The organism is Bacillus sp. UNC41MFS5 (assembly GCF_000686805.1).
Genome location: NZ_KK366017.1, coordinates 551,586 through 567,288, shown reverse-complemented (window position 1 = coordinate 567,288; position 15,703 = coordinate 551,586). Strand labels below are relative to the sequence as shown.

At 40.6% G+C, this 15,703-nt stretch carries 14 protein-coding genes; 1 reads left to right on the top strand and 13 read right to left on the bottom strand.

Features of this window, described 5'->3' with window-relative positions; translation table 11 throughout:
• The first annotated feature begins 180 nt into the window (after positions 1–180).
• The gene (locus BR30_RS0119195; protein WP_026566407.1) at positions 181–1,890 is read left to right on the top strand and encodes an Rqc2 family fibronectin-binding protein; all 1,710 of its coding nucleotides are present in this window, start codon (positions 181–183) and stop codon (positions 1,888–1,890) included.
• A gap of 50 nt (positions 1,891–1,940) precedes the next feature.
• Here the strand turns inward: BR30_RS0119195 and pyrE are convergent, their stop codons facing one another.
• From pyrE to BR30_RS0119130, 13 genes are all read right to left on the bottom strand, one after another.
• Positions 1,941–2,588, bottom strand: coding sequence for an orotate phosphoribosyltransferase (gene pyrE, locus BR30_RS0119190; RefSeq protein ID WP_026566406.1), 648 nt, complete (start codon positions 2,586–2,588; stop codon positions 1,941–1,943).
• Entirely contained in the window at positions 2,585–3,301 is a 717-nt protein-coding gene (gene pyrF / locus BR30_RS0119185; RefSeq protein WP_026566405.1) for an orotidine-5'-phosphate decarboxylase, read from the bottom strand. The genes pyrE and pyrF overlap by 4 nt, the downstream gene beginning before the upstream one ends.
• Positions 3,273–4,214, bottom strand: coding sequence for a dihydroorotate dehydrogenase (locus tag BR30_RS0119180; protein ID WP_026566404.1), 942 nt, complete (start codon positions 4,212–4,214; stop codon positions 3,273–3,275). The genes pyrF and BR30_RS0119180 overlap by 29 nt, the downstream gene beginning before the upstream one ends.
• Positions 4,211–4,984, bottom strand: coding sequence for a dihydroorotate dehydrogenase electron transfer subunit (locus tag BR30_RS0119175; protein WP_026566403.1), 774 nt, complete (start codon positions 4,982–4,984; stop codon positions 4,211–4,213). The genes BR30_RS0119180 and BR30_RS0119175 overlap by 4 nt, the downstream gene beginning before the upstream one ends.
• On the bottom strand, positions 4,981–8,187 hold the full coding sequence (gene carB, locus BR30_RS0119170) for a carbamoyl-phosphate synthase large subunit (protein ID WP_026566402.1): 3,207 nt from the start codon (positions 8,185–8,187) through the stop codon (positions 4,981–4,983). Before carB ends, BR30_RS0119175 begins: the two co-directional genes overlap by 4 nt.
• Positions 8,180–9,271, bottom strand: a complete 1,092-nt coding sequence (locus BR30_RS0119165) for a carbamoyl phosphate synthase small subunit (RefSeq protein WP_026566401.1) — start codon at positions 9,269–9,271, stop codon at positions 8,180–8,182. The genes carB and BR30_RS0119165 overlap by 8 nt, the downstream gene beginning before the upstream one ends.
• Entirely contained in the window at positions 9,268–10,554 is a 1,287-nt protein-coding gene (locus BR30_RS0119160) for a dihydroorotase (RefSeq protein WP_026566400.1), read from the bottom strand. Before BR30_RS0119160 ends, BR30_RS0119165 begins: the two co-directional genes overlap by 4 nt.
• A complete protein-coding gene (locus BR30_RS0119155; RefSeq protein ID WP_026566399.1) occupies positions 10,514–11,458 on the bottom strand; it encodes an aspartate carbamoyltransferase catalytic subunit in 945 nt (314 codons plus the stop codon). The genes BR30_RS0119160 and BR30_RS0119155 overlap by 41 nt, the downstream gene beginning before the upstream one ends.
• Positions 11,459–11,611: 153 nt before the next feature.
• Complete coding sequence (locus BR30_RS0119150; protein WP_026566398.1) at positions 11,612–12,925, bottom strand: solute carrier family 23 protein; 1,314 nt, start codon at positions 12,923–12,925, stop codon at positions 11,612–11,614.
• Between the two features lie 173 nt (positions 12,926–13,098).
• Positions 13,099–13,641, bottom strand: coding sequence for a bifunctional pyr operon transcriptional regulator/uracil phosphoribosyltransferase PyrR (pyrR, locus tag BR30_RS0119145; protein WP_026566397.1), 543 nt, complete (start codon positions 13,639–13,641; stop codon positions 13,099–13,101).
• Positions 13,642–13,821: 180 nt separating this feature from the next.
• Positions 13,822–14,733: an RluA family pseudouridine synthase gene (locus tag BR30_RS0119140; RefSeq protein WP_026566396.1), complete on the bottom strand. Its 912-nt coding sequence runs from the start codon at positions 14,731–14,733 to the stop codon at positions 13,822–13,824.
• Positions 14,705–15,214, bottom strand: a complete 510-nt coding sequence (gene lspA / locus BR30_RS0119135) for a signal peptidase II (protein WP_269320622.1) — start codon at positions 15,212–15,214, stop codon at positions 14,705–14,707. The genes BR30_RS0119140 and lspA overlap by 29 nt, the downstream gene beginning before the upstream one ends.
• Positions 15,215–15,313: 99 nt before the next feature.
• Positions 15,314–15,598 carry a hypothetical protein gene (locus BR30_RS0119130; protein ID WP_026566394.1) on the bottom strand — a complete coding sequence of 95 codons (285 nt, stop codon included), beginning with the start codon at positions 15,596–15,598 and terminating at the stop codon, positions 15,314–15,316.
• Positions 15,599–15,703: the final 105 nt, after the last annotated feature.

Below are 15,703 nucleotides of genomic sequence, written 5' to 3'. Positions count from 1 at the left end.
ACCATCTCACTTCCCCCTTTAAATACCTATAAATACATACTCTAAAGAAAGCTTATTCAGGGTCGTCCCAAAAAATGCTATGATATAGTGAAAGTTAAATCAGATAATAAGTTAAAATAAGACAGTCTTTTTTTAGTAAGCTATAATTAATTCATATGAATGTAGTAAAGGATGTTTTCCATGTCATTTGATGGTTTATTTACAAAAGCAATGGTTGATGAACTTGTCCGTTCTTTAAAGGGCGGAAGGATTAATAAAGTTCATCAGCCCTATAAAAATGAAATGATTCTCACCATTCGCGCCAATGGGGTAAATCAAAAACTGCTATTATCGGCGCACCCAAGCTATGCACGAGTGCAATTCACGGAAGAGGCGTATGATAATCCAAGTGAGCCGCCAATGTTTTGTATGCTGCTCAGGAAACATATTGAGGGTTATATTTTAGAGGATATATATCAAAAAGAAACCGATCGAATGATTGTTCTAGAAATAAAGGGCCGGAATGAGATCGGGGATATTAGCTACAAACAATTAATTATTGAAATTATGGGTAGACATAGCAATATCGTGCTCGTTGATAAATCACGTAATATCATTCTTGACAGCATCAAGCATGTCTCCTTTGCGGTGAATAGCCACAGGGCAATTATGCCAGGACAGCCTTATGTTTTTCCACCAGAACAGCATAAGCAAAATCCATTTCATTGTGGTCAAGACGATTTATTAAGAAAAATTGATTACAATGCAGGGAAGATTGACCGCCAATTAGTTGAACAATTTGCTGGAATTTCACCCCTATTTGCTAAGGAAGTAATATTCCAAAGCGGCCTTGCTAATCGTGCTACTGTCCCGGGAACGTTTTTAAGTATGGTTAAAAAAGTTGAATCAGGCGATATTTTCCCTTCCATTATCTCGGCAGGCGGTAAGGACGCATTTTACTTATTTCCACTTGAGCATCTAAAAGGAGAAATAAAAACATATCCCACTCTAAGTGAAATGCTTGACCGTTTTTATTTTGGCAAAGCCGAAAGAGATAGGGTAAAGCAGCAAGGCAATGATATCGAACGATTTATTCATAATGAAAAAGAAAAGAATGAAAAGAAAATTGACAAACTGAAAGTTACATTAAAAGAAGCTGAGCGTGCCGAACAATTTCAACGCTACGGGGAACTTTTAACAGCCAATTTATATGCAGCCAATAAAGGGATGCGTGAAATTGAAGTGCTCGATTATTATGATGAATCAGGCGGGACGATTATCATTCCACTAGACCCACGGAAAACACCATCTGAAAATGCCCAAAAGTATTTTTCAAAATACCAGAAGGCAAAAAATGCAGTTGAAATTGTTATTGTGCAAATCGAGAAAGCCCAAGTTGAAGTTACCTACTTTGATAATTTATTGCAGCAGGTACAAGCTGCCTCCCCTAAGGATATTCAAGAGATTCGTGAAGAACTAGTGGAGGGGGGCTATATTCGTGAAAGGCAAAAGAAGAAATTGAAGAAGGCACAGAATGCCAAGCCAGTATTAGATCATTTTTTATCTAGCGATGGTACAGATATTATCGTTGGCAAAAATAATAAGCAAAATGATTATTTAACAAATAAGTTGGCAGCAAGGGATGAGATTTGGCTTCATACAAAGGATATCCCTGGCTCACACGTGGTGATTCGCAGCAAAGAACCTTCTAATGAAACGATTCGGGAAGCTGCCGTTATAGCCTCATATTTCAGTAAGGCACGTAATTCCAGCTCCGTCCCTGTTGATTTTACAAAGGTCCGATTTGTAAAAAAACCAAGTGGGGCAAAGCCAGGGTTTGTGATTTATGATAATCAACAAACAGTATATGTCACGCCAGATGAGGAATTGGTACTTAAATTGAAGAAATAGAAAGGAAAGAGGGCATCCGCAAGGTATTGGACGCCCTCTTTTCCTATTTATCAGCGAATCTGTGTTTCCAAGAACTTATTGCTCCATTCAGCAGGGTTTTTACTCCATAACAGGAGACTTTTCTGATCATCTTCAGTAACGATACCCTTAGAAATCGCTACTTCTATTAATGTTTCATAATCAGTCAGTGATTTACTTTTAATCTCGTTTTCCTGAAGCAGTTCTCTTCCCTTTTCAAGGCCATATGTAAAAATGGAAACCACACCAAGTACGTCACAGCCTGCTTCCTTTAATGCTTGAACAGCTGTGATTACACTGCCTCCAGTTGAGATTAAATCTTCTACAACGACTACCTTTTGGCCAGCCTCAGCTTTTCCTTCAATTTGATTCCCTTTACCGTGTCCCTTTGCTTTCGAACGAACATAGCACATAGGAAGCTCCATTAGGTCGCTGACCCATGCGGCATGAGGGATACCTGCGGTTGCTGTACCAGCAATAACTTCAGTTCCCGGAAAATTTTCTTGAATCAGCTGCTGCAGCCCAGCAGCAATTGCTTTTCTAACCTCAGGGTATGATAGTGTCAGGCGATTATCACAATAGATTGGGGAACGAAGTCCCGATGCCCATGTAAACGGCTCCTCGGGCTTCAAAGCAACTGCGTTGATTTCTAGTAATTTTTCTGCAATTATTTTTTTCATTGGGTTACTCCCTTCCATGCTTCCATCCATTGTTGATAACTTGTTAGTGGGTCTTGTGAACGGGTAATCGAGCGGCCTACGACAATTGCGCTTACTCCCATTGCACGTGCTGATTCAGGAGTTGTGACCCGTTTTTGGTCTCCTACCTGATCAGATGCCATCCGAATCCCCGGGCATACCGTCAGAAAGGATTGTCCGGCCTTTTCTTTTATCAAAGCTGCTTCCCATGCAGAGCAAACAACTCCATCTAAGCCTGCTTGCTTCGTTATGGAGGCATAGTGAAGCACCGATTCCTTTAAGGAGACCGGAATAAGCTGTTCTTTTTGCATTTGTTCCTCAGATGTACTTGTTAATTGTGTTACTGCGATACAGTTAGGTCGTTTCCGTCCTGCAGGAGTACCTGCTTCAAGACCTTCCAGTGCGGCCTGCATCATTTCCATTCCACCGGCTGCATGAACATTAACCAAATCACACTCTAAGCGGGCAAGACCCTTCATTGCACTCTTCACAGTGTTTGGAATGTCATGAAGTTTTAAATCCAGGAATATTCGATGACCTTGTTCTTTTAATTGATGAATAATCGAGGGGCCTTCCTGGTAGAACAGCTCCATCCCTACTTTTACAAAAAGCTCTTTGCCAGCAAACGGCTTTAGAAATTGATTAACTTCGTTCATGCCGGGAAAATCAAGCGCGATGATAAGCGAGTTGTCCATGTTCCTTCCAGCTCCTTCCTGTACATTCACTGATGTGTTCGAATCCTAATTTTCCAAGCAGTTCAGGCAGTTCCTCAATGATTGTCGGACAAACAAACGGGTCAACGAAATTGGCCGTTCCGACTGCGACTGCACTCGCACCTGCATAAAAATACTCAATGACATCACTAGCTGTCTCAACTCCGCCCATACCGATAATTGGAATCCCAACCACCTGGCTTACTTCGTGAATCATCCGAATCGCCACTGGCTTTATTGCTGGGCCCGACAATCCACCGGTTCGATTGGCAAGAATCGGTTTGCCTGTTTTTAAATCAAGTCTCATCCCAATAAGGGTATTAATCATGGTCAACCCATCCGCACCACCATCTTCAACGGCCTTTGCCATTTCGACAATGTTTGTTACATTGGGCGAGAGCTTCACATATACTGGTACCTCTGATACCTCTTTAACCTTACGGGTTAATTGTTTCGCTGTTTCAGGAATGGTTCCAAAAGCAATCCCGCCTGTTTTTACGTTTGGGCAGGAGATATTCAGTTCAAGTGCATGAACATTGGGAGCCTTAGAAATTTGACGGGCTACCTCCACGTAATCCTCTTCAAGCGATCCAGCTACATTTGCAATAATTGGTACATCGTACTGAGATAAAAATGGAAGCTCTTCGCCAAGGACTTTTTCTAGACCTGGATTTTGCAGGCCAATTGCATTTAACATGCCTGCTGAGGTTTCGGCGACACGTGGTGTTGCGTTTCCGAACCTTGGTTCTACAGTAGTAGCTTTAATCATAATCGCGCCGAGAACACTCAGATCATAGAATTGACTGTATTCTCTGCCGAACCCAAAGCAGCCGGATGCAGGCATGATTGGGTTTTTTAAGTTTAATCCTGGTAATTCAATGTTTAAGCGACTCATATCAATACCTCCCCAGCTCGGAATACAGGACCATCACTGCAGACTTTTTTATAAGAAACTCCTGTCGGGTCATCCTTCTTTTTACATACACAAGCAAAGCAGGCACCGATGCCGCAGCCCATCCGCTCTTCAAGCGATAAGAAAACTTTCTTATCTTGATAATTCTGCTCAATTGCTCTTAACATAGGAGTAGGTCCGCATGTATAAATACAATCAAACTGCAATTCTTTCATCACATCCGTCACAAAGCCCTTGCTCCCATATGAACCATCCACAGTCGCTACATAGGTTTCCCCATTTTTCAAAAACTCCTCTTCATAAAAGACAGCTGATGCAGTCTGGAAGCCGAGCACATGGATGACTTTAACACCTTTTGCGACTAACTGATTTGACAGTTCATATAGTGGGGGAACGCCAATTCCACCGCCGACAAGTAAGGCAGTATTTCCCATACTGACTTCTTCAACAGGAAAACCATTGCCTAGTGGACCAAGGATGTCGACATGCATCCCTGGTCGTAATTCTGCTAGCATGGAAGTTCCTCTTCCATCTTTACGATAAATCATTGTTAAACTTTTCTGTTCATAATCGTACGAGGAAATACTAATTGGTCTTCGTAACAATGGATCCAGCCCATTTGATACTTTAATATGGACAAATTGACCTGGCTCCGTTATTTGAGTAACCAACTCTCCTTCAATGGTCAGCTCATAGATATCTGTGGCAATTTCCTTTTGGCTGATTACTTTGCATAACTCTTTTTGGATCATGCAAACACGGCCTCCTTTTTCATTGCTGCCATTGGTTCTGCTGAAAAGTTCATTGATTCAATTACTTTTAAGATCGCATCAGCCGTGTCAAGTGAGGTTAAGCATGGGACTCCATTTTCAACTGCTTCCCGGCGAATTCTAAACCCGTCACGTTCAGGCTGTTTGCCCTTTGTTAGTGTATTGATAATGAACTGAGCTTCTCCATTATGGATTACATCTAACAGCGTTTTTCCTTCTGAACCAATTTTTCCAACCACTTTTACTCTTAGGCCTGCAGATTCTAGAACAGCTGCTGTACCGCTTGTTGCCATTAAACGATAGCCGATTGCAGAGAAACGCTTCGCAAGCTTTAATGCTTCTTCTTTATCTTTATCGGAAACTGTAAACAATACAGTGCCAAATGGCTGAATTTTCATGCCTGATGCAACTAATCCTTTGTATAAAGCTTTTTCCAATGTTACATCCTTACCCATGACTTCTCCAGTTGACTTCATTTCTGGCCCAAGCGTGATATCGACACTCTTCAGTTTGGCGAAAGAGAATACAGGAACTTTGACATATACTCCTTCTTTTTCAGTGACAAGACCTGGGATGTAGCCTTGGTCTAGAATCGATACTCCTAGAATCGCTTTTGTTGCAATTTTGGCCATTGGAATATTCGTAATTTTACTTAAGAAAGGAACGGTACGGCTTGATCTTGGGTTCACCTCTAGAACAAACACTTCGTCTCCTGCAAGAACATATTGAATGTTTAGTAATCCAATAATATTTAACCCTTTCGCTAATTTCTCTGTATACTCTACAAGTGTTTGTTTCACTTGTTCACTTAAAGTTTGCGAAGGGTAAACTGCAATCGAGTCACCTGAGTGGACTCCAGCTCGTTCGATATGTTCCATGATACCTGGGATTAAGACATTAGTGCCGTCGCAGATGGCATCAACTTCAATTTCTTTTCCTGTTAAATATCGGTCAATCAAGACTGGATGCTCTGGATTCACTTTAACAGCGTTTTTCATATAGTAAAGAAGTTCTTCTTCATGATAAACAATTTCCATTGCTCTTCCACCTAGTACATAGGAAGGACGGACAAGGACCGGATAACCGATTTCGGTGGCAATCACAAGTGCCTGTTCCACTGACATAGCTGTTTTCCCTAATGGCTGTGGGATGTTTAACTGCACAAGCGCTTGTTCAAATTTATCACGATTTTCAGCACGGTCTAAGTCTTCTAAGCTTGTTCCAAGAATTTTCACGCCGTTTTCTTCAAGTTTAGCAGCTAAGTTGATTGCGGTTTGTCCCCCAAACTGGACGACTACCCCTATTGGTTTCTCTAAGTCAATAATACTCATCACATCTTCGATCGTAAGTGGTTCGAAGTATAGCTTATCAGAAATACTGAAATCCGTTGATACTGTTTCCGGATTATTATTAATGATAATCGCTTCATAGCCTGCTTCTTTAATGGCTTTAACAGAGTGTACGGTCGCATAATCAAATTCAATACCCTGGCCGATGCGGATTGGACCGGAACCAAGTACAATAACACTATTTTTCGCTGTAACAATTGACTCGTTTTCTTCTTCATATGTGCCATAGTAGTATGGTGTTGCTGATTCAAATTCAGCTGCACAAGTATCAACCATTTTATAAACCGGGATAATTCCGAGTTCTTTTCTAGTATTATTAATTTCTTGTTCAGATGTATTCCATAGCTGGGCGATTTTATTATCAGTAAAGCCTTTTTGTTTTGCTTCAATTAAGATTTCCGTTTCAAATGGATTTGCAACAATTTCTTTTTCCAGTTCGACAATTCCTTCCATCTTCTTTAAGAAGAATAAGTCGATTTTACTCCATTCATGAATCGTCTCTATGGTTAATCCACGTTTTAATCCTTCTGCGATATAAAAGAGGCGTTCGTCTCCGGCTTTGCGAATCCGTTTCTCGAGTAGTTCATCATTTATTTCTACGGCATCGTTTAATTCGAAATGATAAACACCTGCCTCAAGGGATCGAATTGCTTTTAATAGAGATTCTTCAAATGTACGGCCAATCGCCATAATCTCTCCCGTTGCTTTCATTTGTGTCCCTAGAGAACGGTTACCTGATTCAAACTTGTCAAACGGCCATCTAGGGATTTTGGTTACGATATAATCTAGTGCCGGTTCAAAGCTTGCATAGGTTTTTCCTGTTACCGGATTTAACATTTCATCAAGTGTTAAGCCGACGGCGATTTTAGCTGCAAGCTTAGCTATTGGATAACCGGTTGCTTTTGACGCTAATGCCGAAGAACGGCTAACACGTGGATTTACTTCAATAATATAGTAATTAAAGCTATAAGGATCTAGAGCAAGCTGGACGTTACAGCCTCCTTCTATACCTAAGGCACGAATAATTTTTAATGAAACATTGCGAAGCAGCTGGTACTCACGGTCACTTAATGTTTGGCTCGGTGCCACAACAATGGAATCTCCTGTGTGTACGCCTACAGGATCGATGTTTTCCATGTTACAAACCACAATGGCATTGTCGTTTGCATCACGCATTACCTCATATTCTATTTCCTTGAAGCCTGCGATACTTTTTTCTAGTAAACATTGATTTACAGGGCTGTGCTTTAAGCCGCTAGTAACGATTTCTTCTAATTCCTCGTCGTTATGGCAAATTCCGCCACCTGTTCCACCTAGTGTAAAGGCTGGACGGACAATCACAGGGAAGCCAATTTTTTCAACAAATGCTTTTGCTTCTGCTAATTCATGAATGATTTCACTATCTGGAACTGGTTCGTTTAATTCATTCATTAGGCTGCGGAAAAGGTCGCGATCCTCTGCTTGGTTAATCGCTGAAAGTTTCGTGCCAAGAATTTCTACTTCGCATTCAGCTAGAACACCGGATTTTGTTAAATCAACAGCTAGGTTAAGACCTGTCTGTCCTCCAAGTGTCGCAAGCAGTGCATCTGGACGTTCTTTGCGAATGATTCTGCTGACGAATTCCACAGTCAAGGGTTCGATATAAACAGCATCTGCCATCTCTGTATCCGTCATGATGGTAGCCGGATTGGAGTTAACTAGAATCACACGGTAGCCTTCTTCTTTTAGAGCGATACATGCTTGGGCACCGGCATAGTCAAACTCTGCAGCCTGCCCAATGACAATGGGTCCTGAACCGATTACTAAAATGGAGTTGATATCTGTACGTTTAGGCATTTGCTGTAACCTCCTGTTTGTTCTTTTCCATCAAGTCAAGAAATTGATTGAATAAGCCGTTTGCGTCTTCTGGTCCTGGAGATGCTTCGGGATGATACTGAACTGTAAATGCTGGGTAATCCAGGTGTTTCAGTCCTTCGACTGTTCCGTCATTTACTGCGATGTGAGTAATTTCTAATCTTGTATTCTTAATAGAGTCTTCCTCTACTGTATAGCCATGATTTTGCGAGGTAATCGCAACCTTTCCTGTCGAGAGGTCTTTGACTGGATGGTTGGAACCGCGATGACCGAACTTCATTTTTTCCGTATTAGCTCCACATGCTAGGGCAAATAACTGATGACCAAGACAAATTCCAAACAATGGTACTCTGCCTAATACACCTTTTAGCATATCAATTGCTTCTGGAACGTCTTTTGGATCCCCAGGTCCATTAGAAAGCATAATTCCGTCCGGACGTAACTGGAGGATTTCGTCAGCTGTTGTATGATAAGGGACAACAACCACATCACAATCCCGATGGTTTAGTTCCCTTAAGATTCCGTGCTTCATTCCAAAATCAACTAAGACTACTCTCTTGCCTCTACCTGGGCTTGGATAAGCATTTTTTGTGGAAACTTGTTTGACTTGATTTGTTGAAAGCGGTGCTTTTCGTAACTGAGTTAAGATCTCATTCGGATCTTTTTCAATGCTGCAGATTGCACCTTTCAGAGTCCCGTATTGACGGATAATCCGAGTTAATTTTCGTGTATCGATTCCAGCGATCCCTGGGATTTTTTTCATGTCAAAATATTCATCTAATGTGTATTCGTTTCTCCAGTTGGAAGGAAAGTCCGCTGCTTCTTTCACAATTAAACCCTTTATTGCCGGATTGATTGATTCGAAATCGTCTCGGTTAATTCCGTAATTTCCGATTAGTGGATAGGTTAATGTAACAATCTGTCCGCAATAAGAAGGGTCGGATATAATCTCTTGATAGCCTGTCATCCCTGTATTAAAAACAACTTCACCAATTGTTTCCGTATCACTTCCAAAGCCTTTACCGATAAAAATGGTCCCATCTTCTAATATAAGTTGTTTTTTCATACTAAGACACTCCCTTTTTCCCAAGCGATTTCTCCTCCAGCGATTGTCATCTCAGGCCATCCCTTACATTTCCAACCGCTAAATGGTGTATTCTTTCCTTTTGATAAGAATTCTTCTGTATTAATTTCACGTTCTTCCTCTAAGTTCAAGAGTACTAAGTCTGCCGGTGCCCCCACTTCGATTTTCCCGTACGGAAGTGCAAATGCTTCGGCTGGTTTGACTGTTAGATATTTAATTAATTCTTCAAGTGTCATGATTTTTTTTAAGACTAAGTGTGTGTAGAGAAGCGGGAATGCTGTTTCCAGCCCAACAATACCAAAAGGTGCAAGTGTCATTCCCTCCGCTTTTTCTTCTGCCGTATGTGGAGCATGATCAGTTGCAATGAAATCAATGGTTCCGTCTAAGAGCCCTTCTATTAAGGCTTTACGGTCTTCTACAGCACGAAGTGGCGGATTCATTTTGAAGTTAGCATCCAAGCCTGGGATATCATCTTCAGATAACAATAAGTGATGCGGAGTTACCTCTGCTGTAACTTTTATTCCTGCCCGTTTAGCATCTCTAACTACCCGGACAGATTCCTTTGTGCTGATATGGCAGACATGATAATGACAGTCTGCTGCTTCGGCTAAGAGTACATCCCTTGCAATTTGGACGGATTCACATATAGATGGAATTCCATTCAATCCATGTTTTCTAGCAAATGAACCATCATGGACTGAGCCCTTATTGATTAATGTATTTTCCTCACAGTGTGCAACAATGGCCATATCTAGTGCAGCAGCTTTACGCATCGCTTCAAGCATCATTGCAGCTGACTGCACGCCAACCCCATCATCCGTAAAGGCAAATGCACCTGTAGCTTTCAAGCCCTCAAAATCAGTTAACTCCTGACCCAACTGGCGGATTGTGATGGACGCATACGGCAACACTCTAACTTTCGCTGTATCCTTAATTCGTTTTTGCAAGTCCTCCATGTTATTAATGGTGTCAGGCACCGGTCTTGTGTTTGGCATGTTGGCAATAGTGGTAAATCCGCCTCTTGCTGCGGCTTGTGTTCCGGTTGCGATGGTTTCCTTTTTTTCTCCGCCTGGTTCACGAAGGTGGACATGTAGGTCGATAAATCCAGGTGAAACTAATTTACCTTCCGCGTTCACTGTGCGATCCACAATTGCGTCAATTTGTGTTTCAATCTTAGTTATTATTCCTTCTTCAATTAATATATCAGCTTGTTTCTTTTCTCTATTAGATGCTATGTAGCACGCGTTCTGAATAAGTAATTTCATTTTGGTTTCCTCCTTCAAGGCTTTCGATTGATCTTTTAATGGCTGCCATTCTGACGTACACACCGTTTTCCATTTGTTTAAATATCCTTGATCGCTTGCACTCTACAAGGCTATCAGCTATTTCTACATTCCTATTAACAGGTGCAGGATGCATGATAATGCTACCCTGCTTCATCATCTTTTCTCTTTCAAGCGTCAGACCATATTGCTTGTGATATTCATTTGCCGTAAAGCTGCTTTTTTGTTGATGCCGTTCATGCTGTACTCGAAGAAGCATTACTACATCGGCTTCTTGGATGGCCATATCAATCGGCCTATACCTTGATATATCTGTACTCCTAGTATCGAACCACTCTTTTGGTCCCGAAAAAATCACTTCTGCTCCCAGCCTTGTTAAAACATCGGCATTGGAACGTGCTACCCGGCTATGGCGAATGTCGCCGATAATGGCAATTTTTAAACCTGTGAATTGATCGAACTCTTGCTGGATGGTCATTAGATCAAGAAGTGATTGTGTCGGATGATGCCCGCACCCATCTCCTCCATTTATGATTGGAATGTTTACCTTACCAATCAATTCATCAAAATAGCGATCTTGTTCGTGACGAATGACAATTGATTGGACACCAATTGATTCTAATGTTTTTACCGTATCGTAAAGTGTTTCGCCTTTTTGGACACTTGAAGTAAGGACTTCAAACGGGATTACTTCTAATCCTAATCTCCTTTGGGCCACTTCAAAGCTGCTCTTGGTTCTTGTGCTCGGTTCAAAAAATAGATTGGCAGTAAACATTTGCCTGTCCGGAGACCATTTCATTCCGTTTTTAAAGTTATGAGCATCTGTTAAGATTTGATAAATCTCATCCACCTTTAATTCGTTCGTGGTTAGTAAGTGACTTAACATCAATCATCCGCCTCCCTCATTTTGAATAAAAAAACACCCTGACCAGAAAGTTCAGGGTGTATGTATGACAACATAATCCATGAGTCAAAATCATGGTATTAAGCATACACCCTTTTAAACCTCACTGGATTTATTTAAAGAGTTGAAAATTAATTATGCAGTTTTCCGGTTATCAGAGGATTCAATCTCCTCAAGCATATTTTCATTTGCAGTTTCTCTTCCAGGAAGGATGAGGTTTAACAAAACCCCGCAAATGGCTGCTAGAGCCATCCCCTGGATTTGTAATGATTCTGATACTTTTATTACTGCTCCACCGATACCAACTACCAAGATGACAGATGAAATGACAAGGTTACGCTTGTTACCAAAATCAATTTTGCTATCCACTAGCATTCGTAAACCAGAAGAAGCAATGATTCCAAAAAGCAGGATTGAAACGCCACCCATAACCGGTGTTGGAATGGTGCTGATCAAAGCAGTTATTTTTCCAATAAAGCCAAAGATGATGGCGAAGATTGCAGCACCAGCAATGACATACACACTATAAATTCGAGTAATGGCAAGGACGCCGATGTTTTCACCATAAGTTGTTTTTGGCGGGCCGCCAATCAGAGCAGAAATTATCGTTGCCGTTCCATCTCCAAGGATCGAACGATGTAAGCCAGGTTCTTTAATATAATCTTTACCCACTACCTTACTTAGCACCAACTGGTGTCCGATGTGCTCTGATAGGGTAACAATCGCAACTGGTACCATTAACAAGACTAAATCCCAAGTAAATTTCACTTTATAGCTTACAAACGGAATGATAAATTCCGGCATTTCAAACCACTTAGCCTCTATTACTGGTTTAAAATCGACCACTCCAACCACTAGTGCGTAGATATATCCGACAATAATCCCCGCTAAGATAGGAATCATACTTAACATTTTTTTTGCATATATCGAAAAGATAATCGTTGCTATTAGCGTGACAAGGGCTACAGAGAAATGAAGCATACTGTATTTTCCACTCACAGGATTATTCATCGCCATATTCACTGCAGTTCCGGATAGGGCTAATCCGATAACAATAATAACTGGTCCGACAACAATTGGCGGGAGAAGATTCATGATCCAGCGATGACCTGCCTTGCTGATGATAAGTGAAACCAGTCCGTAAACAAGTCCTGCAAGGAATGTACCGACCATGGCGCCGCCAGGTCCCCCAGCTGCTTTAGCGGCAATCACAGGTGCGATAAAGGCAAAGGATGAGCCTAAGTAAGCTGGAACTTGGAATTTAGTTATTAATAAAAATGCTAATGTGCCAAGTCCACTTGATATAAGTGCAATCGCCGGGCTTAATCCAACAAGGTAAGGTACCAATATTGTGGCTCCAAACATGGCGAATAAGTGCTGTAAACTTAATGTGATCCATTGAAAGGGTTTAGGAATCTCTTTTACGTCTAGGATAGGTTTATTGTTCATTGTGAATTCCCCCATTTTTCTATATTGCTTTTCTTTAGTATCTTATTTTTTTCATAAAAAAAACCTCTTTGTCCGTGAAGGTACAAAGAGGGTATGGACATGCCTAAATAAAGATTCTTCCGGCATATTCCCCTTTGTCAGCCTCACAGGACTACTTTTAAAAGGGTTGCTATTTATTTTTCAAAAATACTTACTTGATCGACCTGATCCACTTCAGCTAGTTCAACAACTATTTTTTCTTCACTTGAGGTTGGAATATTTTTCCCTACATAATCTGCTCTGATTGGAAGTTCCCGGTGCCCTCTGTCTACTAAAACTGCAAGTTGAATGACAGAAGGTCTTCCTATATCCATTAAGGCATCGAGTCCGGCTCTGACTGTTCGGCCTGTATATAATACATCATCAACAAGAATCACTTTTTTATTATTGATACCCACTGGAATATCTGAGCCTTTAACTAGTGGTTCTTGATTATCTGTTTTCTTTGTTAAATCGTCTCGATAAAGGGTAATATCTAACTCACCAACAGCTATTGCTTTTCCCTCAATCTCTTCAATTTTGGCTGCAAGTCGATTGGCCAGATAAATGCCCCTCGTACGAATACCAACCAAAACACAATCATCTATACCTTTGTTTTTTTCAATAATTTGGTGGGCGATTCTAGTCAGGCCCCTGCCAATGGCTTGTTCATCAAGGACAACAGCTTTTTGGTTCATACTACACCTTCTTCTTTTGTAAAAATAAAAAACCTCTCACCATTTGGCGAGAGGTTAACTAGTTAATTTACAGATATGGGCATAGTTACTCCATATCTTAACCGTTTCCTTCTCAGCCTCACGGGACTGTTTTAAAGGCTTATTAAGCTATAGTTATCTTACTTTAAATAGACGATTGTGTCAACGATTATTTCGAAGTTTGGTAAGTAATAACTCGATATCTTCTGGAAGTGGTGCTTCAAATTCTAAATATTCGCTTGTTCTTGGGTGGTTAAAACCAAGCACACCTGCATGTAATGCTTGTCCGTTAATATCGAGTGTCTTTTTCGGTCCATATTTTGGATCTCCAGCGAGCGGGTAGCCAATATATTTCATATGAACACGAATTTGGTGTGTTCTGCCTGTTTCTAATTGACATTCCACAAATGTAAAATCTTTAAAGCGTTCAAGCACATGGAAGTGTGTGACCGCATGTTTGCCATGATCAACGACGTTCATGCTTTGCCGGTCTTTTGTATCCCTGCCAAGCGGAGCATCAACAGTTCCAAAATCATGAGGAATGACTCCATGGACAATCGCTTTATATTTACGAGTAACCGTTTTGGCTACTAACTGATTGACAAGACTTTCGTGAGCCAAATCATTTTTAGCCACCATTAATAGACCGGAAGTATCCTTATCGATTCGATGAACTATACCAGGCCTTAACACCCCGTTAATCCCTGATAAATCCTTACAATGAAACATTAATCCATTGACCAATGTTCCAGTCATATGACCGGGTGCGGGATGAACGACCATACCCCTCGGTTTATTTACCACCAGAACATCACTATCTTCATAGTAAATTTCTAAATTAAGATCTTCTGGGACCACATCTAACTCTTCAGGATCTGGAATCGTAATTTCTATTTGATCGTCCACGTTACATTTATAATTTGTTTTAATCTGTTGTCCGTTCACCGTTATATTTCCTTCTTTAATCCATTGCTGCACTTGTGTTCTTGACCATTCTTCATCTAGACCAGCGATCACTTTATCAATTCGATCTCCTTTTTGATCCTCAAGAATGATGTGTTCCATTTTCTCCATATGATTTCTCCTTTGTTTCTCTCTCATCTAATAACATTTGAATCATTAACAAGATGACCCCGATTACTAATGCTGAATCCGCGATGTTAAAGACAGGGAAATTATAGCCAAAAACATACGTATGAATGAAATCAACAACTTCCTTGCGAATGACACGGTCAATAAAGTTTCCAATCGCTCCTCCAAGCATCAATGCCAAAGATACACCAAGCATCCATTTACCTTTTGCAGCCTTGTACAGATAATACATAATGCCGACGATAACAATTATCGTAATGACGTAAAAGAGCCACATTTGTCCTTGTAATATTCCCCACGCCGCACCACGATTTCGATGAGAAGTAATATAGAAAATATTATCAATGATTGGAATACTTTCTCCTAGATACATGTTGCTTACAATAAGCCATTTCGTAATTTGATCTAATAAAATAACAAAAAGTGCGATTAAGTAATAAAACACTAAGAAATACCTCCACATCAACCTAGACTCCTCAGTCTAGACGCTTTCACTTATCATACTTCTTAAGCATTTTAGCATACTTTTTCGCTAAACGAAAATGTAACTTGATGAAAATGATTAGTAAATCGGTTTTTTGTAATAATGCATTAAATACTCTGAATCCTTTACTGACTTTAAGGTAGGAATCATCTTTAATAATTCATTAGGCAAAAATTCTCCAGAGATTTCGCATTGCCCAAAGTTTCCATTTTCGAGTTTTTGAATTGCTGTATTAATATCTGATAACTCCTCTTCTAAGACGCACGTAAACCAATCCTGCTTTGGTTTGTTCTTTAAGGAATATTCAATTTCTACTTTCGTATGACGGAGTTCCAAAAACAGCTGTTCCTGCGTGGCATTCATAGTTGTTACCTCCGTGTTTCATTTGTCTTATTATTTCCGCCATCCAATAACCGACTCGGAAAAACATTTGACAACAACTACAACAATTAACGGAGAAGGAAAAAT

Coding starts and splice junctions, on each gene's coding strand:
- pyrF (WP_026566405.1), bottom strand. CDS start 3,301: ATGGACAACTCGCTTATCATCGCGCTTGATTTTCCCGGCATGAACGAA.
- BR30_RS0119165 (WP_026566401.1), bottom strand. CDS start 9,271: ATGAAAAAACAACTTATATTAGAAGATGGGACCATTTTTATCGGTAAA.
- BR30_RS0119160 (WP_026566400.1), bottom strand. CDS start 10,554: ATGAAATTACTTATTCAGAACGCGTGCTACATAGCATCTAATAGAGAA.
- BR30_RS0119130 (WP_026566394.1), bottom strand. CDS start 15,598: ATGAATGCCACGCAGGAACAGCTGTTTTTGGAACTCCGTCATACGAAA.
- pyrR (WP_026566397.1), bottom strand. CDS start 13,641: ATGAACCAAAAAGCTGTTGTCCTTGATGAACAAGCCATTGGCAGGGGC.
- lspA (WP_269320622.1), bottom strand. CDS start 15,214: ATGTGGAGGTATTTCTTAGTGTTTTATTACTTAATCGCACTTTTTGTT.
- BR30_RS0119150 (WP_026566398.1), bottom strand. CDS start 12,925: ATGAACAATAAACCTATCCTAGACGTAAAAGAGATTCCTAAACCCTTT.
- BR30_RS0119175 (WP_026566403.1), bottom strand. CDS start 4,984: ATGATCCAAAAAGAGTTATGCAAAGTAATCAGCCAAAAGGAAATTGCC.
- carB (WP_026566402.1), bottom strand. CDS start 8,187: ATGCCTAAACGTACAGATATCAACTCCATTTTAGTAATCGGTTCAGGA.
- BR30_RS0119155 (WP_026566399.1), bottom strand. CDS start 11,458: ATGTTAAGTCACTTACTAACCACGAACGAATTAAAGGTGGATGAGATT.
- BR30_RS0119195 (WP_026566407.1), top strand. CDS start 181: ATGTCATTTGATGGTTTATTTACAAAAGCAATGGTTGATGAACTTGTC.
- BR30_RS0119180 (WP_026566404.1), bottom strand. CDS start 4,214: ATGAGTCGCTTAAACATTGAATTACCAGGATTAAACTTAAAAAACCCA.
- BR30_RS0119140 (WP_026566396.1), bottom strand. CDS start 14,733: ATGGAGAAAATGGAACACATCATTCTTGAGGATCAAAAAGGAGATCGA.
- pyrE (WP_026566406.1), bottom strand. CDS start 2,588: ATGAAAAAAATAATTGCAGAAAAATTACTAGAAATCAACGCAGTTGCT.